At 68.9% G+C, this 20,992-nt stretch carries 21 protein-coding genes; 6 read left to right on the forward strand and 15 right to left on the reverse strand.

Annotated features, from left to right (window positions below; genetic code table 11):
• Positions 1-14: 14 nt before the first annotated feature.
• Genes AC5Y30_RS18580 through AC5Y30_RS18615 form a run of 8 tightly spaced genes read right to left on the reverse strand, consistent with a single transcriptional unit; the run spans position 15 to position 7,496 of the window.
• Positions 15-1,025 carry a Rieske (2Fe-2S) protein gene (locus AC5Y30_RS18580; RefSeq protein ID WP_499920121.1) on the reverse strand — a complete coding sequence of 337 codons (1,011 nt, stop codon included), beginning with the start codon at positions 1,023-1,025 and terminating at the stop codon, positions 15-17.
• Positions 1,022-2,548 carry an FAD-dependent oxidoreductase gene (locus AC5Y30_RS18585; RefSeq protein WP_499920122.1) on the reverse strand — a complete coding sequence of 509 codons (1,527 nt, stop codon included), beginning with the start codon at positions 2,546-2,548 and terminating at the stop codon, positions 1,022-1,024. The genes AC5Y30_RS18580 and AC5Y30_RS18585 overlap by 4 nt, the downstream gene beginning before the upstream one ends.
• A complete protein-coding gene (locus tag AC5Y30_RS18590) occupies positions 2,545-3,264 on the reverse strand; it encodes a class I SAM-dependent methyltransferase (protein WP_499920123.1) in 720 nt (239 codons plus the stop codon). Before AC5Y30_RS18590 ends, AC5Y30_RS18585 begins: the two co-directional genes overlap by 4 nt.
• Positions 3,251-3,562, reverse strand: a complete 312-nt coding sequence (locus AC5Y30_RS18595; RefSeq protein ID WP_499920124.1) for a lycopene cyclase domain-containing protein — start codon at positions 3,560-3,562, stop codon at positions 3,251-3,253. The genes AC5Y30_RS18590 and AC5Y30_RS18595 overlap by 14 nt, the downstream gene beginning before the upstream one ends.
• Complete coding sequence (locus tag AC5Y30_RS18600) at positions 3,559-3,882, reverse strand: lycopene cyclase domain-containing protein (protein ID WP_499920125.1); 324 nt, start codon at positions 3,880-3,882, stop codon at positions 3,559-3,561. Before AC5Y30_RS18600 ends, AC5Y30_RS18595 begins: the two co-directional genes overlap by 4 nt.
• A complete protein-coding gene (locus tag AC5Y30_RS18605; protein ID WP_499920126.1) occupies positions 3,879-4,832 on the reverse strand; it encodes a phytoene/squalene synthase family protein in 954 nt (317 codons plus the stop codon). Before AC5Y30_RS18605 ends, AC5Y30_RS18600 begins: the two co-directional genes overlap by 4 nt.
• Complete coding sequence (crtI, locus tag AC5Y30_RS18610) at positions 4,829-6,349, reverse strand: phytoene desaturase family protein (protein WP_499920127.1); 1,521 nt, start codon at positions 6,347-6,349, stop codon at positions 4,829-4,831. The genes AC5Y30_RS18605 and crtI overlap by 4 nt, the downstream gene beginning before the upstream one ends.
• 28 nt (positions 6,350-6,377) lie before the next feature.
• The gene (locus tag AC5Y30_RS18615) at positions 6,378-7,496 is read right to left on the reverse strand and encodes a polyprenyl synthetase family protein (protein ID WP_499920128.1); all 1,119 of its coding nucleotides are present in this window, start codon (positions 7,494-7,496) and stop codon (positions 6,378-6,380) included.
• A 307-nt stretch (positions 7,497-7,803) separates the two neighbouring features.
• On the opposite strand from AC5Y30_RS18615, the gene AC5Y30_RS18620 reads away from it, so the two are divergent.
• Positions 7,804-8,304 (forward strand): MarR family winged helix-turn-helix transcriptional regulator, encoded by a 501-nt coding sequence (locus AC5Y30_RS18620; RefSeq protein ID WP_499920129.1) that lies wholly within the window; start codon positions 7,804-7,806, stop codon positions 8,302-8,304.
• A gap of 23 nt (positions 8,305-8,327) precedes the next feature.
• On the opposite strand, the gene AC5Y30_RS18625 is transcribed toward AC5Y30_RS18620, so the two are convergent.
• Entirely contained in the window at positions 8,328-8,759 is a 432-nt protein-coding gene (locus AC5Y30_RS18625) for an STAS domain-containing protein (RefSeq protein ID WP_499920130.1), read from the reverse strand.
• Positions 8,760-9,177: 418 nt separating this feature from the next.
• On the opposite strand from AC5Y30_RS18625, the gene AC5Y30_RS18630 reads away from it, so the two are divergent.
• The 3 genes from AC5Y30_RS18630 (at position 9,178) to AC5Y30_RS18640 (ending at position 11,772) form a co-directional block, all read left to right on the forward strand.
• Positions 9,178-9,906, forward strand: a complete 729-nt coding sequence (locus AC5Y30_RS18630) for an Rv1815 family serine proteinase (RefSeq protein WP_499920131.1) — start codon at positions 9,178-9,180, stop codon at positions 9,904-9,906.
• Positions 9,907-9,984: 78 nt separating this feature from the next.
• Positions 9,985-10,668 carry a phosphodiesterase gene (locus AC5Y30_RS18635; protein WP_499920132.1) on the forward strand — a complete coding sequence of 228 codons (684 nt, stop codon included), beginning with the start codon at positions 9,985-9,987 and terminating at the stop codon, positions 10,666-10,668.
• A gap of 24 nt (positions 10,669-10,692) precedes the next feature.
• Complete coding sequence (locus AC5Y30_RS18640; protein WP_499920133.1) at positions 10,693-11,772, forward strand: NAD-dependent epimerase/dehydratase family protein; 1,080 nt, start codon at positions 10,693-10,695, stop codon at positions 11,770-11,772.
• Positions 11,773-11,781: 9 nt separating this feature from the next.
• On the opposite strand, the gene AC5Y30_RS18645 is transcribed toward AC5Y30_RS18640, so the two are convergent.
• From AC5Y30_RS18645 to AC5Y30_RS18660, 4 genes are read right to left on the reverse strand one after another with little or no spacing between them, the layout of a single operon-like run.
• On the reverse strand, positions 11,782-13,137 hold the full coding sequence (locus AC5Y30_RS18645) for a TIGR01777 family oxidoreductase (protein ID WP_499920134.1): 1,356 nt from the start codon (positions 13,135-13,137) through the stop codon (positions 11,782-11,784).
• A 16-nt stretch (positions 13,138-13,153) separates the two neighbouring features.
• Positions 13,154-14,398: a glycosyltransferase family 4 protein gene (locus AC5Y30_RS18650; protein ID WP_499920135.1), complete on the reverse strand. Its 1,245-nt coding sequence runs from the start codon at positions 14,396-14,398 to the stop codon at positions 13,154-13,156.
• A gap of 13 nt (positions 14,399-14,411) precedes the next feature.
• Positions 14,412-15,992, reverse strand: coding sequence for a 1,4-alpha-glucan branching protein domain-containing protein (locus AC5Y30_RS18655; RefSeq protein WP_499920136.1), 1,581 nt, complete (start codon positions 15,990-15,992; stop codon positions 14,412-14,414).
• Entirely contained in the window at positions 15,989-16,813 is an 825-nt protein-coding gene (locus AC5Y30_RS18660) for a class I SAM-dependent methyltransferase (protein ID WP_499920137.1), read from the reverse strand. Before AC5Y30_RS18660 ends, AC5Y30_RS18655 begins: the two co-directional genes overlap by 4 nt.
• A 286-nt stretch (positions 16,814-17,099) precedes the next feature.
• On the opposite strand from AC5Y30_RS18660, the gene AC5Y30_RS18665 reads away from it, so the two are divergent.
• A complete protein-coding gene (locus AC5Y30_RS18665; protein ID WP_067356298.1) occupies positions 17,100-17,891 on the forward strand; it encodes an electron transfer flavoprotein subunit beta/FixA family protein in 792 nt (263 codons plus the stop codon).
• Positions 17,892-17,926: 35 nt separating this feature from the next.
• The gene (locus AC5Y30_RS18670; protein ID WP_067356295.1) at positions 17,927-18,883 is read left to right on the forward strand and encodes an electron transfer flavoprotein subunit alpha/FixB family protein; all 957 of its coding nucleotides are present in this window, start codon (positions 17,927-17,929) and stop codon (positions 18,881-18,883) included.
• Positions 18,884-19,052: 169 nt separating this feature from the next.
• Here the strand turns inward: AC5Y30_RS18670 and AC5Y30_RS18675 are convergent, their stop codons facing one another.
• Positions 19,053-19,430 carry an SRPBCC family protein gene (locus tag AC5Y30_RS18675; protein WP_499920231.1) on the reverse strand — a complete coding sequence of 126 codons (378 nt, stop codon included), beginning with the start codon at positions 19,428-19,430 and terminating at the stop codon, positions 19,053-19,055.
• Positions 19,430-20,926, reverse strand: a complete 1,497-nt coding sequence (locus AC5Y30_RS18680) for a cryptochrome/photolyase family protein (RefSeq protein WP_499920138.1) — start codon at positions 20,924-20,926, stop codon at positions 19,430-19,432. The genes AC5Y30_RS18675 and AC5Y30_RS18680 overlap by 1 nt, the downstream gene beginning before the upstream one ends.
• Positions 20,927-20,992: the final 66 nt, after the last annotated feature.

The raw sequence follows: 20,992 nt of genomic DNA on the forward strand, positions 1-20,992 counted from the left end.
TTGCACGCGCAGGGCTACCGGACGCCCGCGCGGACCTGGTAGCGGCGTTCGGCATAGGCGAGATCATCGCGCCAGAGCTTGGTGGCGGCATAGCGCATGAGGGGCGTGATCAACGGCGCCACCCGCGAGGCCCGGGTGAAACCGGGCCGGTCCGAATGCGCGACGGTGGCTTCCAGGACGGCGGTGCGCGGTCGGCCATCGGGACCCGAACCCATTGGCGTCGCGTGGGTTTCGACGACGCTGCCGGTGCCCTCGCCGTCGACGATGCGCATGACGATGGTGCGCGCCTCCGGGCAGCTGAACTCCGCGACGACGGGCACCCCCAGGCGTCCCATCCGGAAGGTCACCGCAACCAGGAACCGGTCGGCCTGCTCGGTGGGCGTGGTAAGCACATCGAGCCGGGTGAACGAGTAGGGGTGAAACCACGCGCCGTGCCACGGATCGAGGCGGTTGGCGATGATGTCGCTCGGCTCGCACACACCCACCATGCGGGCGACTGCGCTCAGCGTGTCGCCGCTCGGCCGCTGCGGAATCACCGGCCGATCCAGCGGCTGCTCCTTGCCCACCGCGTCGAGCCGCACCCATGCCAGGACGCCGTCGTCGTGGCTGGGCAACGGGCTCCAGCCGAATTCGCGAGCGCGCCCGTCCAGAGTCAGGCCGTGCCAGCGGCAGATCAGCGCGCCCCGGTGCACAGTGCCGGTGGCCAGGTCGGCCCCCAGGTGCGGACAACTGCGCGGCCCCACGCACAGCCGGCCTCGCTCGTCGCGCCAGGCGACGAGGTCGACACCCGCGACGCGCGTGCCGACGGGCCGCCCGCCGGGCACCCGGTCGCTGGCCGCGAACGCGTACCAGTTGCCGGTGGGTTTGCGCTGCGAGCGCCGCAGCGCGCCCTCGATGATGGCGGGCTGTGCGTCGCGATACGTCGGGCGCTGATCGGCCCATGACGCGTGCGGGATCACCTGCAGCGGCCAGTCTTTGGCCCGGGCGGCCGACAGGCGTTGTCGAAGCTGTTCGCGAATCCTCATGATCGGGTGGCTCTTTCGCGGGCGGCAAGCCATCGCAGCAGTGGTGACCGGCCTTGGGTGGGTACCGTGGCCAACGGGTGTCCGGCTAACCCCCATCGTTGCAGGAGTTGGTTCGCGGCGCACCAACCGGTGGTGGCGGCCCGCTCCATGAGTGCCACCGGCAAGTCGATGCGGATGGCGTCGCCGGCCAGCAACAGGCCCGGCGTGGGCGTGCTGACCGGCGGCCGGTGGGGATAGGAGCCGGGCGGAAACAGCGGGCAGTCGCTGCGATGCAGCAGCTTCTCGTGGACGATCTGTGCCGCAGCGGTTTCCGGATAGATCCTGTGCAGCTGTCGCAGTGCGGCGGGGCGAGACGGCACGGAATCCAAAGCGTAAGAATGCAGTTCGACGACGGAACCGTGATTCGCGGCTGCCCATGCGCGGGCTTCGCATTCGTAGCGCTCCAGCACGCTGATGTTGTCGAGCGGCTCGTGGCCGGCGGTGCCCAGAAACGCCGGCCGGTGCGCCGCCACCGGGCGGTCGAGCCACAACCGGTGCACGGCGAACGGCGGCGCGGTGCGCAGCCCCGATATCTGCGCGCGCCACTCGTCGGTGCCCAGGTCGCTCGATGCCGCAACGATCCGTTTCAAACCCTCGATGTCGGCGGCCAACACGACGGCGTCGACGCCGGAGTGGTCACCGGCATCGGTGCGCACCCGGAATGGCGTCGTCGATTCCGTGTCGATGCTCAGCACTTTGGTGGCGAGCCGGAACCGCACGCCCCGCCCTTCGAGGTAGTCACGCAACGGCTGCCACAGGGCGCTGTCGTAGTTCGCGCACGGCACGTCGAAGATCAGGCCTTCGGACGACCCCAGGAAGTAGATGTGAAACATGGTCGCCAGCTCGGCCGCGGAGAGCTGGGAGGGGTCGGCGAAGAAGCTGCGGGAGAACACCTCGAACGCCAGATGCCGTGCGGCCTCGGGGAAGCGGATGTCTTCGAGAAACGTCGCGGCGTCGGTGTGGTCCAGGCGCTGGTAGGTGCCGGGCACCGAGACCGCAGCCAGTGGTGCGGCGGCGCGGGCGTCGATGCGGGTGAAGTCACGCAGCCGGAACGTGGGGCTGCGCGCCGCGAACATCACGGCGTTCCACGGTGGGGTGCGCGGCAGCCCGCGGAAGCTGTCGCGCCGGCCTGCCCCGTCGATCAGCGGGTAATCCGTTACGGGAGTGAGCATCCGAAGCTGCGGGTCGATTCGGCCCAGCAGGGCGCGTAGGTTGTAATACTGCCGGAAGAACGCGTGGAAGCCACGGTTCATCGCGAGCTCGGCGCCGCCCTCCCGCTCGGTCCATCCCCCCACCCGGCCGCCGAGGTAGGGCTCGCTTTCGATGACCTCGACGGCGACACCGCGCTCGGCCAGCCCGGTGGCGGCCGCCAGCCCGGCGATACCGCTGCCGACGACGGCCACCCGCGGCCGCGACTCCAGCGCACCGGCGTCCGCCAATCCCGTTGGCGCGGGGAACGTTCGGCGACGCCGGTCGGGGCTCATCGCGGCGCATCCGCCAGGAAAGTGTGCACGATGTTGGCTTCCCAGCCGGGCATCGTCTCGCTGTGCACCGCAGTGAAACCGGCGTCGGCAAGGCGAATCCGAAAGCGGGCCGCGCCGTCGAACGCCAGCACGCTGCGCCACAAGTAGCGATACAGCCCGGCGTCCCGGGTGCGCCACCACCCGGCGGGGATGATGATGCCCCAGCACACGGCGTGCCAGATCCGCGTCGCCGCGGCCGAGTCGCGCACCGAATATTCGTGCACCGCCAGCGTGCCGCCCGGACGCAACAATTCGCGGAACTTGCGCAGCTGTGCGTCGCGGTCGGCGACGTTGCGGATCAGGTAGGCGGCCAGGATGCCGTCGAACGGGCCGGTGATCCCGTGCTCGGCCAGCTGTTCGACGGGCGTGTGCACGAAGCGCACCGAGTCGGGCCAGCGCTTCGCCAGGGCCGCATCGAGCATTCCGCGCGACGCGTCGACGGCGACGATGTCGGCCTCGGGCGCGACGGCGAGCAGCGCGGCCGTCGAGGCGCCCGTGCCGCATCCGGCATCGAGCAACCGTAACCCCTTGCCGCGGTCGGGAATCCGCATCCGTCGAGCCGATAACGTCAGCTGCGCGTGATAGCCGGGGCTGGCACCCACCAGGCGGTCGTAGGCCGGCGCGCCGGCGTCGAACGCGGCCGCCAACTCGGCGGGGCCCGCATCACCGACGCGCACGTTGCCGCTCCCACAGCAGCAGCACCGCGGTGACCAACGCGAAGCCGAACAGAAAATCTTCGACCGGGATGTCGAACGGGAAACGCGCGCCGCTCAGCTGTTTGTCGTCATAGCTGACGATGGGGGAGCTGAGTTTGGTCAGCCAGCCGTCCACCGGGATCTGGAATCCCAGCACGATCAACATCGACAGCCAGTACGCCGGCCGCCGGAACAGCCCGGTCCGCAGGACCGCCAATTCCATTGCGCAGACCAGCAATACCGCCACCGCGGCCGGCAGGGTGTAGCCGAGGCCCGTCATCGGCGGTGCACCTTTGCCAGGATGGTGGTCACGGCGTTGTAGGTCAGCAACGCGCACACCGGAATGACGAGGAAGAACAGCACCTCCTCGATGGGCACCCGGAACGGGACGCTCAGGCCGCACAGGTACGCGCGGTCATACGTCCACACGTGCGCGGCAACCGCGATCTCATCCCAGATCAGGAACACGACAGCGACCGGCACGACCGCCTTGATGACCCGGCGCCACTGGCGGTAGACGCCGGGGCCGAAGATCTCCAGCGGAGCGGTGATCACCAGGCATGCGGCGAGCACAGCCAGGTACTGCCACCGATCGCTCATGCGGCCCCCGATTGACGAACGCCCCGCGCGCTGTTCCGCGCTCGCCACGACCGTATCAGTCCGGCACCGGCGACCCGAAGCCGTCGCGCCTTGCCGACGGTGGCGCGGTGATCGAACACCGCGAAGTCGCTCCGTTCGATGCAGTCCAAGATCTCTGAGTACAGGGCGGCCGCGGTCGCCACGCACGGTCGCGACCGGGCCGCCAGCGTGGCGATCCCCGCCGTGGCGAATCGGTAGGTTTGCCGGGCGATCTCATGCTGGGCGATCAGGGCCCGGCGCACCCGCGCATCGGTGCGCCGATGCGCGTGGCACCAGGCCAACAGCTCGCGGTCGACGCCCTCGGCGGCCAGTTCGTCGGCCGGCAGGTACACCCGGCCGCGCTGCAGGTCCTCGTCGATATCGCGCAGGAAGTTGGTCAACTGGAAGGCACGGCCCAGCGCCGCGGCGTACGGCGCGGCTTCCTCCGCGGGCGTCACCGTGCCCAGTATCGGAAGCACTTGCAGCCCAATGGCTTCCGCGGAGCCCCGCATGTACAGGTTCAGGGCGGTGCGGTCGGGATAGTCGGTAACGGTGAGATCCATCCGCATGGAAGCCAGAAAGTCCTCGAACAGCCCGGCGCTGATCCGATAGCGCCGCACGGTGTCGGTGACCGCGGCCACCAGCGGATCGTATAGGTGGGCACCGCCGGAGAAGAATCGCTGCGACAGCTCCTGCAGCCGCCGGCCGCGGACGTCGGCGCCCACCTGCGGGTCGAGATCGTCGAGGATGTCGTCGGCGTATCGCGCGAAGCCGTACAGTGCGTGCACCGGCGGCCGCTGGTCGGGCGCGAGCAAGCGGGTGGCCAGAAAGAACGTGCGGCCGTGCGCGGCATTGAGTTCGCGGCATCGGCGGTATCCGTCGCGCAGCCGCGGATCGTCGATTCCGGCGGCGGCCAACTCGCTGCGCATCACGGCAAACCGGCTTTCATGTCGAAGTGCGCGCTCGATCGGGTGGGGATGCCGGTGACGCGGTCGGCGGCGAGCCGCCCGGAGATCAGCGTGGTCGGAACCCCGACTCCGGGAACCGTAGAGGACCCGGCCAGCACCGCGTTGTCGATGCCGCGCACCATGTTGCCGGGACGAAACGGTCCCGTCTGACCGAACGTGTGGGCAAGCGCGAACGGGCTGCCGGCCGCCATCCCCTGCCGCGCCCAGTCGGCCGGTGTGACGACGCCCAAAACCGTTGCGTCGTGCGGCAAACCGGGCAGCATTCGGTCAGCCACGTGCGAGATCATGTCCTCGACGTAGGCGCCGCCGGTGCCGGCCCAATCGATGGTGCCCCGATCCAGGTTCGGCGCCGGGGCGAGCACGTAGAGCAGGTCGCGTCCCTCGGGGGCCAAGGTCGGGTCGCTGGCCGTCGGGCGGGTGACCAGTAACGACGGGTCCCGCATGAGTCGTCCGTCGTCGACGATGTCGGTGAACGTCTGATCCCACGCCTCGCCGAACAGGATGGTGTGGTGGGCCGTCCCGGATGCGACGGCGGGACAGCCCAGGTGCGCGACCACGGCCGAGGGCGAGGGACGCAGCCGCAGCGCGCGACGCGGTGTGCGGCCCAGCAACGCGTAGGTCTGCGGCAGCTCGGTGGTCAGCACCACCGCGTCACAGGCGATGGATCCGGACTGCTCGGTCACCACGGCGGTGATCCGCCCGCCGCTGCGTTCGAGTGCGGTAACGGTTGCGCCGTAACGGAATTGGACGCCGGCGTCGGCGGCAGCCGCGGCCAGTGCGTCGGGCAGCGCCCGTACGCCCCCGCGCGGGAACACCACCCCCGAGATGGTGTCCATGTAGGCGATCACCGCGTATACCGCCAGGGCGTCACGCGGCGCCACGCCGGCGTACAGCGATTGGAAGGTGAAAATCCGCTGCAACCGTGGGTCGGTGATGTACCGCTTGACCATCCGGTCCCACTTGCGGAAGCCGCCGATCGCGGTCAGCTGCGCCAGCCGCGGGGTGAGCAGCGACAGCGGCGAATCGAAGTTCGCGGCGATGAAGCCGTCGAATTCGGTGCGGTACAAGCGCGTCAGCCACCGTCGAAGCCGTAGGTAGCCCGCTGCCTGCCCGAAGCCAGCGAACTCCGCGACGGCATCGGCCATCCGGTCGGCATCACTATGCACGTCGAGTGGGCTGCCGTCGGCGAATACGGCGCGGTACGCCGGGTCGACGGTCAACAACTCCATGCGGTCACAGAGCCGTTCGCCCACGGCCGCGAACGTCTCGTCGATGATGTCCGGCATGGTGAGCACCGTGGGTCCGGTGTCGATCCGGTAGCCGTCGACGTCGAGGCGGCCGGCCCGGCCGCCCGGCCACGGCTCGCGCTCGACCACCGTGACCGCGCGCCCGCGGCCGGCCAGGTGCAGTGCCGCGGAAAGCCCCGCCAGCCCGGCGCCGATCACCACCACGTGGTCTCCGCGCCCTTCGATGGTCCGCATGATCAACAGGCTCCCCCGTCGGCGCTACTCATTCAACGCGATCCGTACAGACGGCCGCCATTTCGTCCAGCGCGGTGCGAACGGGTTCGTCGATCGGCAGGTCGCTGACGTGGTCGCGCGCGGAAGCGACACGGTCGCCGATCATCTGCTCGATCAGCTGCACCGCGCCCGTCTCGACGATCAGCGTTTTCCACCGGTCGATCGCATTGTCGTCGAGGGTTTCACGATTCGCCAGCTCGACGAGTTCACGCCGGGTCGACGCATCGGCCAGTTGGTGGGCGGCCACCACCACGCTCGTCGCCTTGCGCTCGAGCAGATCGCCGGCACTCGGCTTCCCCGTTACCGCCGGCGAGCCGAAAACCCCGAGCACGTCGTCGCGAAGCTGGAACGCCTCGCCGACGACGGCGCCGTAGCGGCCCAGTTGGGACAACGTCCGGTCGTCGCACTCGCCCATCGTCGCGCCGATCTCCAGCGGCCGGCGCACGGTGTAATTGCCGGACTTACGCCGTGCCACATCGAGCACGGCCTCCAGCCCAGGAACGTGCCGCGCGTCGTTCGTCAAGTCGGCGAACTGCCCGATCGCGAGCTCGGTGCGCATGGCGTCATAGCGCGGCCACGCGCGTTGCAGGCGCCGGGGCTCGACGCCGCTCTCGCGCAGCATCTGTTCGGCCCAGATGAGGCAGAGGTCACCCAGCAGGATGGCCGCCGATTCACCGAATCGCCGTGACGATCCGGACAATCCGCGCTCGCAATGCCATTGGCCGAATTGCCGATGCGCCGAGGGGCGGCCGCGCCGTTCGTCCGAACTGTCCATGACGTCGTCTTGGAGCAGGGCGAAGGCGTGCAGCAACTCGAAACTGGCCGCCGCTCGCACGGCCGCGTCGTGGGGCGGCGCGCCGCACAGCCAGCCCAGGTAAACGAACGTCGACCGCAGGCATTTACCGCCGGAGACGAACTGAACCAGAATGTCGCCGGCGGCTTCGATGCGCACCCCGTCGAGGTCGCCGGCACGGCGGGCGGCGATGAAATCGGCGACACCGTCCCACACCATCCGCCGCAAATCCGACCGCCACGATTCGAAGTCGTCACCGCTGAGCCAACCGATCGCCGCCGGCGCATCGGCGGGTGAAAACGACAAAGCTCTCATACTGCCCAAGCGCTCCCTCCCGGACGGCCTGGAATGGTCGAGGCCTGCGCGGCCCAAGCACACGCGTCATACCCGCCGATGAAGCGGGCAAAACCACAGCGAGGACCGACAGGCGCGCCCCCGCGCCGCCCGCTACGACATACCACCTTGTTCAATAACTTAAACATTAATTTAATGAACTTCACCGGTGGGCGCCAGTCGAGGCGACCGATTCGTGTCGTGTCCATCAAGTGCCTGACACCCGCGGCTGTGGGTGAAAGTTTAAGTAACTGAAATGTCACCCGATCGGCGATATGCTCACAGCGTTATGGACGCTGATGGGCAGCGCTGCGGCCGAGACGAGCTGGAGTCGCTGATATCGGCCGATCTGCGGGAGCTGTCAACCGAGTCCGATCAGATCGGTCGGTTGTTCGCGTTGATACATAGCCTGCGGCCCAACGATTTCCGTGCCTTGCTCTACATCATGGTGGCGGAGATGGGTGGGCGGCCGATGACCTCGAGCGACCTCAGTCAGCGGATGGGTCTGTCGGGCTCGGCGATCACCTATCTGGTGGACAGGCTGATCGAGGCCGGTCATATCCGTCGGGACGACGACCCGGCCGACCGCCGAAAGGTGGTGTTGCGTAACGATGAATCCGGTCTTGCGACCGCCCGGTCGTTCTTCAGCCCGCTCAACGCGCATACCCGAGTCGCGCTCGCCGAGCTACCCGATACGGACCTGAGCGCCGCGCATCGAGTCTTCGCCGCGGTGATCGACGCGCTGCGTCGCTTTCAGCACGAACTGGTCGACGGGTCGACGAAACCCTAAGCGCTACAGCGGGCCACCGACGATTATGACGCGGCGCTGCGAGCAGGTTGCGTCCGCGCCGGTCTCGGCCGCGCCAGCTCGGACAGGAACCGTTGTCGCGCCCTCAGCATGTCTTCAAGGTTCTGAAATGCCTCGGGCACCGAACCGGCGATCGGCAGCCCGTTGTGATGCACGATCCGTAACAGGGGACGAACCGCCGCGCCGCCGACCACGCTGCAGTACACGCGCGCCTTGCGGAGCTCGTCTTTGAGTAATAGCAACGAGCGGAACCCCTCGACACTGACAAAACGCAGCTGGCTGAGGTCGAGCACCAGGGGGGTCTTGAGCCGGGCGAAGTTTCGGATCGCCTGGGTGAGGTCCGTTGCGTTCGAGGCGTCGACCTCGCCGTCGACGCGCAGGACCGTGCCGAGATTGCGCGCGTAGACGAAAAGGTTTGCCCGGTCGAAGTGAGCCATGTACCGGCACCGTGCGGGGTCGTGTCGGTCCGCTGAATTTGCGGAGTTAATAGCAGCCATGAGACCGCCTATCGATCTTGGTGACGAGGGAGTGAACGGTGTTTTGCACACCGCTCCCGTTAGAGACGCAGCTGTGAACTCAACCTGTTCGGCAGCCTACCGCCCAGGTGAGCGTCCAGATGTCGATTCGCCGAACTGGTTCGGGCCGCGCGGCGAACCTGGCGCGAACCGGACCAGCGCTTTCCACCGCAGGTCGACGGGTGTGGACCCGTGAAGTCTTCGTTTGCCGGCCTTCTGGCAACCAGCGCTTGTTCGCTTACCGGCCGACCGGAAAACGGTTTGACCGCGTAGGCCGCGGGTATACGCGTGTCAAGTAGCAAACGCGAAGGGCCCCGGACGTGAGGGGTGATGCGTCCCAATGGAAGAGCTCGGCTGCCGCCTACGTCGGTTAGCGGCCGCATCCGCATTCACGACACTGCTTGTTGGCGTTCCGGGTCAGGCGGCTGCCGATCCGGGCGGCACGGTTTTCCCCGGAATGGAGATCCGCCAAGGCAGCACGGTCTGCATGGTGGGATTGGTCGAGCCGCGGTTACGGGTCGCCATGACCAGTGGCCAATGCGATGGTGGGCAGTCGGTGGTAACCGACCGTGACCGCAGGCCGATCGGCAACGTGGTCTTGGGCCGGCGCCAAGTGGACGCGGATTCGGCCGCCGACACACTGCCGCCCGTGGAATACGAAGTCATTGCGATCGCGCCGGATGTGGCAGCGACCGATGTGCTTCCGACGGGGCGGCATCTGGGATCCGCGCCGGACACGCGCGCTCAGCCTGGGATGCCCGTATGCCAGCTGCGCGCCACCGGCCAGCGATGCGGCTCGGTCAGCTCGGTCGGCGACGGCCGCTTCGCCATCACCGGCATGGTTTCGGACAGCCGCGACTTCGGCGGCCCGGTTTACACCCTGACCGATGAACACAACGCTTTGATCGTGGGATTGGTCGAGGGCATGTGGAAGTCCGTACCCCAGATCGAGTCGTGGCAGGCGGTCATGGCGCAGGTCTACATCGACAGCCACGCCTACAGCCCGCAACAGCATCCGCCCGCGCTGCGAATGATCGGCCGGCACGCAGGCGCTGCCGTCTCGCCCTGATCGACGCCGCCCACAGTGCCGGCACGGCGGATTTGCGCGGGCCGGTTTTCACCGCCGCAGAATGGGAATCCGCCGCCGGTGAACGTTTTCGATCTTGTGGCGCTGCCCTTTCAGTGGGGCTCCGCGATCCGGGGTAAGCGGTTCTTCCATCCGATGGGGGTACTCGCGGAGGGCTTCATCGAGCGCGTTGCCCCCGCGGCCCAGGGCTTGCCGATCGCGTCTTCGGAAATCGTTGCGCGCGTGTCGAAGGCCAGCGGCACGCCCGGGGCGCTGCCCGACTTCATCGGCCTTGCCGTGCGGCTGCCCGCGTCGCAGCCGGCCGACAAGCCGTGGGACATCCTGCTCGTCTCGTCCGGGTCGGGGGTGCTGTCGCGAGCGCTGGCGCTACGGCCTGCCACATCGTGGAACGGTCAAACGCTGACCACACTGATGCCGTTGCACTACCGGGGCAACAACTGGTGGCTTCGGGCCCGGACCTCGAGCGAGATCGGCGGGTCCGGGTTGTCCCTGGACAGCGTGCGGTCCAAGCTCGAGCGCAGCAACATCGAGGTGGCGCTCGATCAAGCCTGCGGCCGAGGCGATTTCACAGCCTTGGCCCGTATCACGCTGACCGCCGCCATCGAATCCGACGCCGACGGGGACGTGTCGTTCGACCCCGTCCTCAACACCGCACCCGGCTTGAGCCTGCATCCCCGCTGGCTCGCGGACCTGCGCGCCCGCGCCTATCAGCACAGCCGCGACGGCAGAGACGCCGAAGAGTAGCCGCCCGCTGTCAAGGAGGTAGCCGTGTCCAAGCGGATCGTCATCACCGGGGCCAGTGGCAACGTCGGCACCGCGCTGCTGCGCCGACTCGCCGAAGGCGGCACTGACTATGAGATCGTCGGTGTCACCCGCAGGCGACCGCCGCCGGAGGGCGTGTATGGATCCGTCCGATGGCATGAGCTCGATCTCGCGGACCCGGGCGTGGAAATCCAGCTGCTCAACGTTTTTCGCGGCGCCCAGTGTGTGATCCATCTGGCGTGGGGGTTTCAACCCACGCGCAATACGCGCTACCTGGACGCGGTCGCCATCAACGGGAGCTCCGCCGTGCTGAGCGCTGCGCACAACGTCAAAGTTCCTCAGCTGGTGCACATGTCATCGGTGGGCACCTATGCACCCGGACGGTACGGGGAAAAGGTCGACGAATCGTGGTCGACAGCGGGCATCAGGTCGTCTGCCTACAGCCGGGCGAAATCCACGGTGGAGCATATGCTCGACGACTACGAGCGCCGCAATCCCGACGGCGTCGGTATCACCCGGATGCGGCCGGGATTCATCATGCAGCGCGACGCCGCGCCGGGTCTGCGCCGCTACACCCTGCCCGCATACCTGGACTCGCGATGGCTGCGCTGGCTGCCGGTGCTGCCGCTGGACCGCTCGCTGTGTGTGTCGGTGGTGCATGCCGACGACGTCGCCGACGCCTGTGTGAAGGCGATCGAGCGTGGCGCCACGGGTCCGTTCAATCTGGCCGCGGAACCGCCCGTGTCCCGCGACGACATCGCAAAAGTGTTGCGGGCACGCCCGATTCACGTGCCCGCGGGCCTGCTCGGGTTGGCGGTGGAGGCCTCGTGGCGTGCCCGATTGCAGCCGATCGACCGCGGCTGGCTCGATATGGCGTTTTCGCTGCCGCTGCTGGAGACCGGCCGGGCGCGCGGCGTGCTCGACTGGTCGCCGCACTGGGAATCGGTGGCCGCACTGGGCGACCTCATCGACGGGTTCCTGCACGCGTCGGGGACACCGAGCCCCGTGCTGAGGTCCCGGTCGTTGGTCGAGGCGCTAGGGCGCGACGTCACCGCCGGGCCGCTCACCGTCCGGCGGGTGCCGTGACGAGCATCGTCAACCGGTGCGTCCCAACAGGTGACGCAGCGCCTGATCCAGGTCCGGTTGGCGGAACCGATGCCCGGCTGCGGCGAGTTTGGCGGGCGCCACTCGCTGGCTCGCGCACGCCAGCTCGCGGGCGCCCTGCCCACCCAGCAGCAGCCGTGGACCCAGCGACGGCACCGGCAGCACCGCCGGCCGGTGCAATACCGCCGCCAGGGTAGCGGTGTAGTCGCTGTTGCGAACCGGTTGCGGTGCAACGGCATTCACCGGCCCGGACAATGTGGCGTCCCACAGGGCACGGTGATAGACGTCCACCAGATCGTCGATCCCGATCCAGGACAGCCATTGTCGACCGTCGCCGAGGCGGCCACCCAGCCCGGCGCTGAACAGCGGACGCATCAGCTTCAACGTCCCCCCGGCGGGCGACTGCACGATGCCGGTGCGCACATGGACGACCCGCACCCCCGATTGCTGGGCGGGCGTGGTCGCCTCCTCCCAGTCGGTCACGACGTCGGCCAGGAACCCGTCGCCGCGGTCGCTGTCCTCGGTAAGCGTTTCATCGCCCCGGTCGTATCCGTAGTAGCCGATCGCCGACGCCGAGATCAGCGTGCCCGGCCGGGACTCGCGGCGGCCCAGCAGTTCGGCGAGCCGTCGAGTCGGCCCAATCCTGCTGTCCCGGATAGCCTTCCGGTGCTTGTCGGTGAATCGGCCGGCGATCGAGGCGCCCGCGAGGTGGATCACCGCGTCGATCCCGTCGAACAGGTCCTGGTCGGGATCGTCGGGACTCCACCGTCGCTCATCGTCGCCGCCTGCGGAGTGGCGGACCAGCTTGATCACCCGATGCCCACCGGTGCGCAGGAAGGCGGTCAACGCCGAACCGACCAGCCCCGACGATCCGGTGATGGCGATCGTCAGGGGTCGCAGTCCGTTCTCGGCGGCCAGCCGGTGGGCGGCCAAGTCGTCGGCCAGCTGGCGATGCCGGTAATCGAACATGGGCCGCAACAGCGAACCGGGCACTGCTGTGTCGACCCTGTCGATCACCCTGGTGCGATTGTTTGGAAGATCTTCGAATTCGTGGGTGTGCCGCCAGCGCACCGCAATTCGCGCCGGGAGCGCGGCCAGGCCGTCGCCGCCGATGGCGTCGACGAAGCGCCGCGGCGGGTCGTAGCCGTCGGGCTGATGGACCGCGACCCAGCGCAGACCCCCGGGCAACGCCAGCGTGGCCCGCCCATCCTCGAGTGAGGTGGCCTCGGTGACCAGCCGCATCGGCTGCCACGGCGGCGAAAGCCGGGCGAACGCGCCCGGCCTGCCATGCCAATCGAAAACGTCGGTGATGGGAGCGTCCACGACGCTCGAATAGTCCAGCCCCATGCCTCGAAGGTAGCCGCTATCGGTTCGGCAGGGCGTGTTCGATGATCGGTAGCCGGGCGTGCGGCTGCCGCACGCCACGCTTGGCCGACAGATACACCTGCGCGGTCTTGTCGGCGACCGTGCGCCAGTCGAAATCCGACGTGAGCCGTTCGCGGGCGGCGAGGGCGCGCCGCTGCGCGGCCTGCGGGTCGTCGAGCACGGTGCGCACCGCGGCTGCCAGCCGGGCCACGTCGCGGGGCGGGCACGAGACACCGGTCTGACCGTTGATCACCGCCTCGCCCAGGCCGCCGATGTCCGACGTCACCAGGGGAGTGCCCGCCGCGGCCGCCTCCAGCGCCACGATCCCGAACGGCTCGTAGTGACTGGGCAGCACCGCGGCGTCGGCGCGATGCAGGACCGCGAGCAGCTCGGCATGATCGAGATGCCCGACGAACCGAATCGCCTTGAGCACCCGGTGTTTACGGGCCTGCTCGATCAGCCAGGCCTGCTGGGTGCCCTCACCCGCGATGGTCAACGTGGTGCCCGGGTGGCTGCGCCTGATGCGGGGCAGCGCGGCGATGACGTCGTGCACACCCTTCTCGTATTCCAGCCGGCCCAGGTAGAGCAGCTCGGCCGGCCCGGTGCGCGGCCGGCGCCGGGCAAACGGCCATCGTGCCGTCTCGATGCCGTTGCAGATCACGGTGATCTCGGCCAGGCCGGGGCCGAACAGCTCGGTGATTTCGTCGGCCATCGACGCCGAGCAGGTGATCAGCGAGTCGGATTCGCGCACCAGCCACGATTCGACCGCGTGCACCTGGCGGCTGATCGCACCGCTGACCCAGCCGGAATGCCGGCCGGCTTCGGTGGCGTGGATCGTGGAAACGATTGGTGCATCGTAGAACTGGGCCAGCGCTATCGCCGGATGGGCCACCAGCCAGTCGTGGGCGTGCACGACGTCGGGCCGCCAGGCGCGGTTGGTGCCCGGCTTCGTCAGGGGCAGACCGGCGCGGATCATGGAATGGCCCATTGCGAGCGTCCACGCCATCATGTCGGTGCCGAAGGTGAATTCGTGCGGGTCCTGGGCCGCGGCGATCACCCGGACGCCCTCGCTGATGTGGTCCGACGACGGATGGCTGCGGGGATCGGTTCCGGTGGGACGCCGCGACAGCACGACGACGTCGTGACCGGCGGCGGCCAGCGCGGTCGACAAATGGTGGACGTGCCGGCCGAGGCCGCCGATCACCACCGGCGGGTATTCCCACGACACCATCAGGACTTTCACGCCGCCGCCCGCCTCATCGGGGCAGCCTGCGGGCGTCGAGGGCGCCGAACAGGCCGTCGGCGCGGTTCCATCCCTGCGCCAGCCGCTGCGCGGTCTCGCGCCGCCCGGACGCCAGTGCGTCGGCGATCTCGCGGGTAGCGTGCGCGTGCAGGTGCGCGCGGTAGCGGGCGTAATCCGTGGCCGAGTCCTTGCTGACCATGAAAGGCCAGTCACTGGAGACGGTGAGCAACGTTTCGCGCAGGATCTGATCGGCGACGTGGTCGCGGGGGATGGGCCCGTCCAGCGACGCCGTCTGGGACAGCGCCTTGTCGACGGTGCTCAACGCCATGTCGACCACTTCGCTGTTCAGCGCGACCAGATCGGCGACCTGGTCGCCGGCCCAAACCTGCCAGTCCTTGCCCGAGCCCCACGAGCTGGGCGGCAGGTCCACCGGGGTCCCGACGAAACCGTCGGCGAGGGCGTCGGTCAGCGTGCCCACCCGGATGCCGGCCTCGGGCAGGGCCCGCAGCACCCGCTCCAGCCACGTCGGACCCTCGTACCACCAGTGGCCGAACAGCTCGGTGTCGAAGGCGGCGACCACATGAGCCGGTCGCCCGATGCGGTCGGACTCCGAGAGCAGGCGGTTGCGGACCACGTCGACGAAGTCGGCGACGTGGATGTCGACAGCGTGGTCGGCGCGCTCGGGGTCGTAGGGCGCCTTGTCCTGCGAGGACACGTTGCGGCCGGTCACCCTGGCCGGCTTGAGTCCGGTGAGGTGGTCGTAGGTGTGGAAATCGCGGTACGCGGAGTGCCCGGGGTAGCCGGATTTCGGTGACCACACCCGGTAGCTGACCTGCAGGTCACGCCCGAACGCGACCACCTCGGTGTCGCCGACGGGCCGGCCCAGCGCCGTGTCGCCGTGCAGCGACGGACCGTCGACCATGAAATGGGTGACGCCCGCGGCGGAATAGTCGTGCTCCATGCCGGGCGCGTAGGCGCATTCGGGCGCCCAGATCCCGCCCGGGCGGTGCCTCAGACGAGCATGCGCATCGGCCAAACCCTCGCGCAGCGCGAACTCACGCAGCCGCGGCGCCAGCAGCGGCTGGAACGGATGGGCCAGCGGGCCGCCGAGCAGCTCCACCGCGCCCGCGTCGAGCAGGTTGCGCAGCAGCGGGCTGCCGCCGTGCCGCCACAGCGTGGCGAAGTCGTCCAGCGCCCGCTGCGCCTCGGCGGATTCGCGAATCCCTAAGGCGCGCAACGCTTCCGGTGTGCATGACTGGTAGCCGACCGACTTCGAGCGGGGAGCGGACCGCACGCTGGTGGCCTCCAGGCCGCGCAGCCGCCAGTTGGCCAGCCAGTGATGCATGCCGTCCAGGCAGTAGGGGTCGTCGAGCTGCGCGTTCACCACCGGGGTGACGCCCAGCGTGAGCACGCCGCGGCGCGCTTCGCCGGCCAAGGTGTTCAGCACGCGCATCAGCGGCAGGTAGGCCGCCGCCCAGGATTGATACAGCCACTCCTCGCCGACCGGCCAGCGGCCGTGGTGGGCCAGCCAGGGCAGGTGGGTGTGCAAAACCAGGGTGAAGAGGCCGGGAACCCGGTTCTGCGGCGCGCTCACGGGGCTACCGCGATTGCGATCAGGTCGAGGCTGTCATCGATGGGGTAGCCGGTGCGGGTACCCGCATCGGCCTCGACGAGGTCGAAGTCCCCGATGGTGACGGCGGCGACGTCGGCCACCAGCTGCGGCGGCCACGGCGCATCGGCGACCGCCCGCGCGATCTGCGCGTCGATGATCGAGCCGCCGTGCCGGGCATCCATCTCGCGAAGCCTGGGGCCGTGGAACAGGCCGCTGATCGACACGTCGCTGAAGCCGCCGTCGATGAGCAGCTGGGTCAGTTCCGCGGCGTCGAGCTCCCGGGTGTGGAACGGGTTGACCGGGGTGTCGCGACCCGGGGAGAAGGTGATCCGATTGGGCGTCGACATCATCAGAAGGCCCGACGGCCGCAGCACTCGGGCGCACTCGATGACGAACTGTGTTTGGTCCCACAGGTGTTCGATCACCTGGAAGTTGACCACAACATCCACCGACGAATCGGGCAGCGGCAGCCGCGCGAGGTTCGCCTGCATGACGTCCACCCGCGGGTAGCGGCTGCGGACATGGGCCACCGCGGCCTCGTCGTAATCCACCGCGATGACCCGGCGGGCGACCCCGGCGATCAGATCGGCGCCGTAACCCTCGCCGCAGCCGGCCTCGAGTACGTCGGCGCCCACGCAACGCTCGGCAAGCCGCTGGTAGACGACCTCGTGGCGGCGAAACCAGTAGTTCTCGATGTCCAGCCCCGGGATGGTGCGCTCGCCCGTCAGCATCATCACGGCGTCACCCGCCGAGGCGGTGTCGCCGGGGGCGTGCTGCGGGACGTCAGGGACCGGTGCGCTCATTGCATAGGCAGGCTAACGCGAAGTGTCGGATTCGCGAACCGGGGAAGCGGACCCCCGCGTTCTCAGGCGGCGGACGGGCTGCGAGAACGTGCCGCCCGGCAACGACCCCGACCGCGGCAGCGGACGAGGGAGGAGCGGGCAATATGGCCTGAGCGACCAGCTATGGTGTGAATGCATACCGCACAAAGTTACCGGGTAGTAACACGGCCGTGCGTTGCGAAAAACGCGTACCGAGGTTTCGCAGTCGATTGCTGCGAGCCCCCTTCTAGGAGGACGAACCACACTCATGACGAACATCGTGGTCCTGATCAAGCAGGTCCCAGACACCTGGTCGGAGCGCAAGCTGTCTGACGGCGACTACACGTTGGACCGCGAGGCCGCCGACGCGGTGCTCGACGAGATCAACGAGCGCGCGGTGGAAGAGGCGCTGCAGATCCGCGAGCGCGAGGGCGGCGAAGGCTCGGTAACCGTGTTGACCGCGGGTCCCGAGCGCGCCACCGAGGCGATCCGCAAGGCGCTGTCGATGGGCGCCGACAAGGCCGTCCATCTCAAGGACGACGGCCTGCACGGCTCGGACGTGGTGCAGACCGGATGGGCCCTGGCGCGCGCGCTGGGCACCATCGAGGGCACCGAGCTGGTCATCGCCGGCAACGAGGCCACCGACGGGACCGGCGGCGCGGTGCCGGCCGTGATCGCCGAGTACCTGGGCCTGCCGCAGCTGACCCACGTGCGCAAGCTCTCCATCGAGGGCGACAAGGTCACCGGCGAACGGGAGACGGACGAGGGCGTGTTCACGCTCGAGGCCACCCTGCCCGCGGTGGTCAGTGTCACCGAGAAGATCAACGAGCCGCGCTTCCCCTCGTTCAAGGGCATCATGGCCGCCAAGAAGAAAGAGGTCACTGTGCTGACCCTGGCGGAGATCGGGGTCGAGAGCGACGAGGTCGGGCTGGAAAACGCCGGATCGACCGTGCTGTCGTCGACGCCGAAGCCGCCGAAGACCGCGGGCGAGAAGGTCACCGACGAGGGCGAGGGCGGAAACGACGTCGCCAAGTACCTGGTTGCCCAGAAGATCATCTGACCGATTCCCTCAAGACGAGAAGAGCGAAATAACCCATGGCTGAAGTACTGGTGCTCGTCGAGCACGCAGAAGGTGCGCTGAAGAAGGTCACCTCCGAACTGATCACCGCCGCCCGCGCGCTGGGCGAGCCCGCCGCCGTCGTGGTCGGCGCTCCCGGGACCGCCGCGCCCTTGGTCGACGGGCTCAAGGAGGCCGGCGCCGCCAAGATCTACGTCGCCGAGTCCGACGACGTCGACAAATACCTGATCACCCCGGTGGTCGACGTGCTGGCCTCGCTTGCCGAGTCCAACTCGCCCGCCGCGGTGATCCTGTCGGCCAACGCCGACGGCAAGGAAATCGCCGGCCGGCTCGCGGCCCGGATCGGATCCGGCCTGCTGGTCGACGTGGTCGAGGTCAAGGAAGGCAACAAGGCGACCTACTCCATCTTCGGTGGCGCGTTCACGGTGGAGGCGCAGGCCAACGGCGACACCCCGGTGATCACCGTGCGCGCCGGCGCCGTCGACGCCGAACCGCAGGCCGGTGCCGGCGAAGAGGTCAAGGTCGAGGTCCCGGCCCAGGCGGAGAACGCCACCAAGATCACCGCCCGCGAGCCCGCGGTCGCCGGTGACCGTCCGGAACTGACCGAGGCCACCATCGTCGTCTCCGGTGGTCGCGGTGTCGGCAGCGCGGAGAACTTCAGCGTCGTCGAGGAGCTGGCCGACTCGCTGGGTGCGGCCGTCGGTGCGTCGCGCGCCGCCGTCGACTCCGGCTACTACCCGGGCCAGTTCCAGGTGGGCCAGACCGGTAAGACCGTCTCGCCGCAGCTCTACATCGCGCTGGGCATCTCGGGTGCCATCCAGCACCGCGCGGGCATGCAGACGTCCAAGACGATCATCGCGGTCAACAAGGACGAAGAGGCGCCCATCTTCGAGATCGCCGACTACGGCGTGGTGGGCGACCTGTTCAAGGTCGCGCCGCAGCTGACCGAGGCGATCAAGACTCGCAAGGGCTGAGCCTCTCGGCCGCACGGCCCCCGGCACCGCGGTGCCGGGGGCTTTTGCGTTCGGTCACGGCACAGGGGCGCCGTGTCCACACCGTGAACCGGACTCCGAATCCGCTAGCGCCCGTGCTAGTGGATTGCCAAGCCGCGCAATGGTTCTCGGAGCCGGGCGTCGACCTCCGCTAGGCGCCGGTCAGCATCGCGTCGATGCGGCGCACCGCGACGGAACACACCGTCAGGTAGGGGGCGGACCACCACGGCACCGAAATGCTCACCCGCGAGCCACCACCCACCGCGTCCACCCGGTGCCGGGTCGCCGGCACACCGGCCACCTTCCACGCCCAGTGGCGCCCCGGCTCGTACTCGGTGACTTCGAACGGCACCGCGATCAGCAGGGAGGTCTGCACGGTGCCGGTGGCATGCAAGGCCAGCTCGGTGTGCGGCGCGTCGAGGCGGGCGCGGCGAATCGTCGGGCCCCACTTCGGCCACGCGTCCAGGTCGACCAGCAATTCCCACACCGCGGCCGGGGGCGCCGCGGTGTATTTGTCCACGGTCAACATCACGGCGCGGCCTGCCCGAGCCGGTGCTGTTGTTCGACGACGTCGTCGAGATCGGTGAGTCGCCGCAGGCCCGCCAACGGTTGGATCATGCGCCGGTTGCCCGCCAGAGACTTCTCGTTGCGGTTCAGGAACGACCAGTAGCCGCCCGTGAAGGGGCAGGCGCGCTCACCCACCCGCTCGGTGGGGCGATACGAGCAGTCCGCGCAATAGTCGCTCATGCGGTTGATGTAGGCACCCCCCGCGGCGTAGGGCTTCGTCGCCATCAGGCCGCCGTCCGCGTGCTGCGACATGCCCACGACATTGGCGACCATCACCCACTCGTAGCCGTCGACGAAGCACCGGTGGAACCAGTCGGTGACCGCCGCGGGATCCCACCCGCGCTGCAGCGCGTAGTTGGACAACACCATCAGCCGCGGGATGTGATGCGCCCAGCCGTGGTCGCGCACCTGGGCCAGCACGTCTTTGAGGCAGCGCGCTTCGACCGCGTCGGCGTCGAGGTCGGCGAACCAGTTCGGCAGCCCCGCGCGCGCGTTGAGCGCGTTGCGGTGCCGATAGTCGGGTCCGAAATGCCAATAGACGTGCCAGATGTAGTCGCGCCACCCGATCAGCTGGCGGATGTAGCCCTCGACGCTGTTGAGTGCGGCGTCGCCCGCCCGGTAGGCGTCTTCGGCCGCGTACGCACAATCCAGCGGGTCCAGCAGGCCCAAATTCATCGGCGCGGACAGCAGGCTGTGCGCCATGAACCGGTCACGCGAGAGCATGGCGTCCTCGTGAGGGCCGAAGTGCGGCAACCGATCCCGCAGGAACACCCGCAGGGCGGACTGCGCTTCGGTTGCGGTGACGGGGAATTCGCGCGGCCCGTCGCGGCCGACGAAGGTGACGACGCCGTCGCGTTCCCAGCGGTCCAGGTCGGCGCGCACCTGCTCGTCGATGTCGTCCTCGACGGGGCGCCAGGGCGCGGGCACGTCCAGTGTCTTCGCGTGCTTGGGCGCCGGCTCGCGGTTGTCGGCGTCGAAGTTCCACCGACCGCCCGCGGGCTGGCTCCCGTCCATCAACAGGTCGAACCGGCGGCGCGCGTCGCGGTAGAAGTTCTCCAGCAGCAGCGTGCGCTGCCGCTTGGCCCACTCGTCGAACTCCGCGCGGTCGGTGCAGAACCCGCGCGGGGGCAGCACGTCGATCGCCGGCTTCGACCGCACGAAACGATCCGCCGCCCAGGTGGTGGGCTGACACACGCTGATTCGCTCCGGCACCCGTTCCAGGGCTTCGCCGTAGGTACGGGTCTGCAGGAACTGTGCCTGGTCGCCCAGTTCGGCCGCGCGGTGGCGCAGTGCGGACAGCACGAGGTGGGCCTTGCGGCGGTGGAATCGGCGGCGTTCGAAGACCGCGCGGGACTCGATCAGCAGCACGGGCTGGGCGGGGTGATCCAGGAAGTGCGGGCCCAGTTGATCGGCGAAGCACCAGCGGCGAGGAGTCCGGATCGTCGACGAACTAGTCACCCTGCACGTGCTACCCGGTGCGGTGCGGGCTCAACCGTGGGCAATCGGCAACGCAGCGTTCATCCC

Source organism: Mycobacterium sp. NGS27 (assembly GCF_059813005.1).

Excerpts from the sequence above, each read along its gene's own strand:
- AC5Y30_RS18580 (WP_499920121.1), bottom strand. The coding sequence starts at position 1,025 with ATGAGGATTCGCGAACAGCTTCGACAACGCCTGTCGGCCGCCCGGGCC.
- AC5Y30_RS18585 (WP_499920122.1), bottom strand. The coding sequence starts at position 2,548 with ATGAGCCCCGACCGGCGTCGCCGAACGTTCCCCGCGCCAACGGGATTG.
- AC5Y30_RS18595 (WP_499920124.1), bottom strand. The coding sequence starts at position 3,562 with ATGACGGGCCTCGGCTACACCCTGCCGGCCGCGGTGGCGGTATTGCTG.
- AC5Y30_RS18600 (WP_499920125.1), bottom strand. The coding sequence starts at position 3,882 with ATGAGCGATCGGTGGCAGTACCTGGCTGTGCTCGCCGCATGCCTGGTG.
- crtI (WP_499920127.1), bottom strand. The coding sequence starts at position 6,349 with ATGCGGACCATCGAAGGGCGCGGAGACCACGTGGTGGTGATCGGCGCC.
- AC5Y30_RS18615 (WP_499920128.1), bottom strand. The coding sequence starts at position 7,496 with ATGAGAGCTTTGTCGTTTTCACCCGCCGATGCGCCGGCGGCGATCGGT.
- AC5Y30_RS18620 (WP_499920129.1), top strand. The coding sequence starts at position 7,804 with ATGGACGCTGATGGGCAGCGCTGCGGCCGAGACGAGCTGGAGTCGCTG.
- AC5Y30_RS18625 (WP_499920130.1), bottom strand. The coding sequence starts at position 8,759 with ATGGCTCACTTCGACCGGGCAAACCTTTTCGTCTACGCGCGCAATCTC.
- AC5Y30_RS18630 (WP_499920131.1), top strand. The coding sequence starts at position 9,178 with ATGGAAGAGCTCGGCTGCCGCCTACGTCGGTTAGCGGCCGCATCCGCA.
- AC5Y30_RS18645 (WP_499920134.1), bottom strand. The coding sequence starts at position 13,137 with ATGGGGCTGGACTATTCGAGCGTCGTGGACGCTCCCATCACCGACGTT.
- AC5Y30_RS18660 (WP_499920137.1), bottom strand. The coding sequence starts at position 16,813 with ATGAGCGCACCGGTCCCTGACGTCCCGCAGCACGCCCCCGGCGACACC.
- AC5Y30_RS18665 (WP_067356298.1), top strand. The coding sequence starts at position 17,100 with ATGACGAACATCGTGGTCCTGATCAAGCAGGTCCCAGACACCTGGTCG.
- AC5Y30_RS18670 (WP_067356295.1), top strand. The coding sequence starts at position 17,927 with ATGGCTGAAGTACTGGTGCTCGTCGAGCACGCAGAAGGTGCGCTGAAG.
- AC5Y30_RS18675 (WP_499920231.1), bottom strand. The coding sequence starts at position 19,430 with ATGTTGACCGTGGACAAATACACCGCGGCGCCCCCGGCCGCGGTGTGG.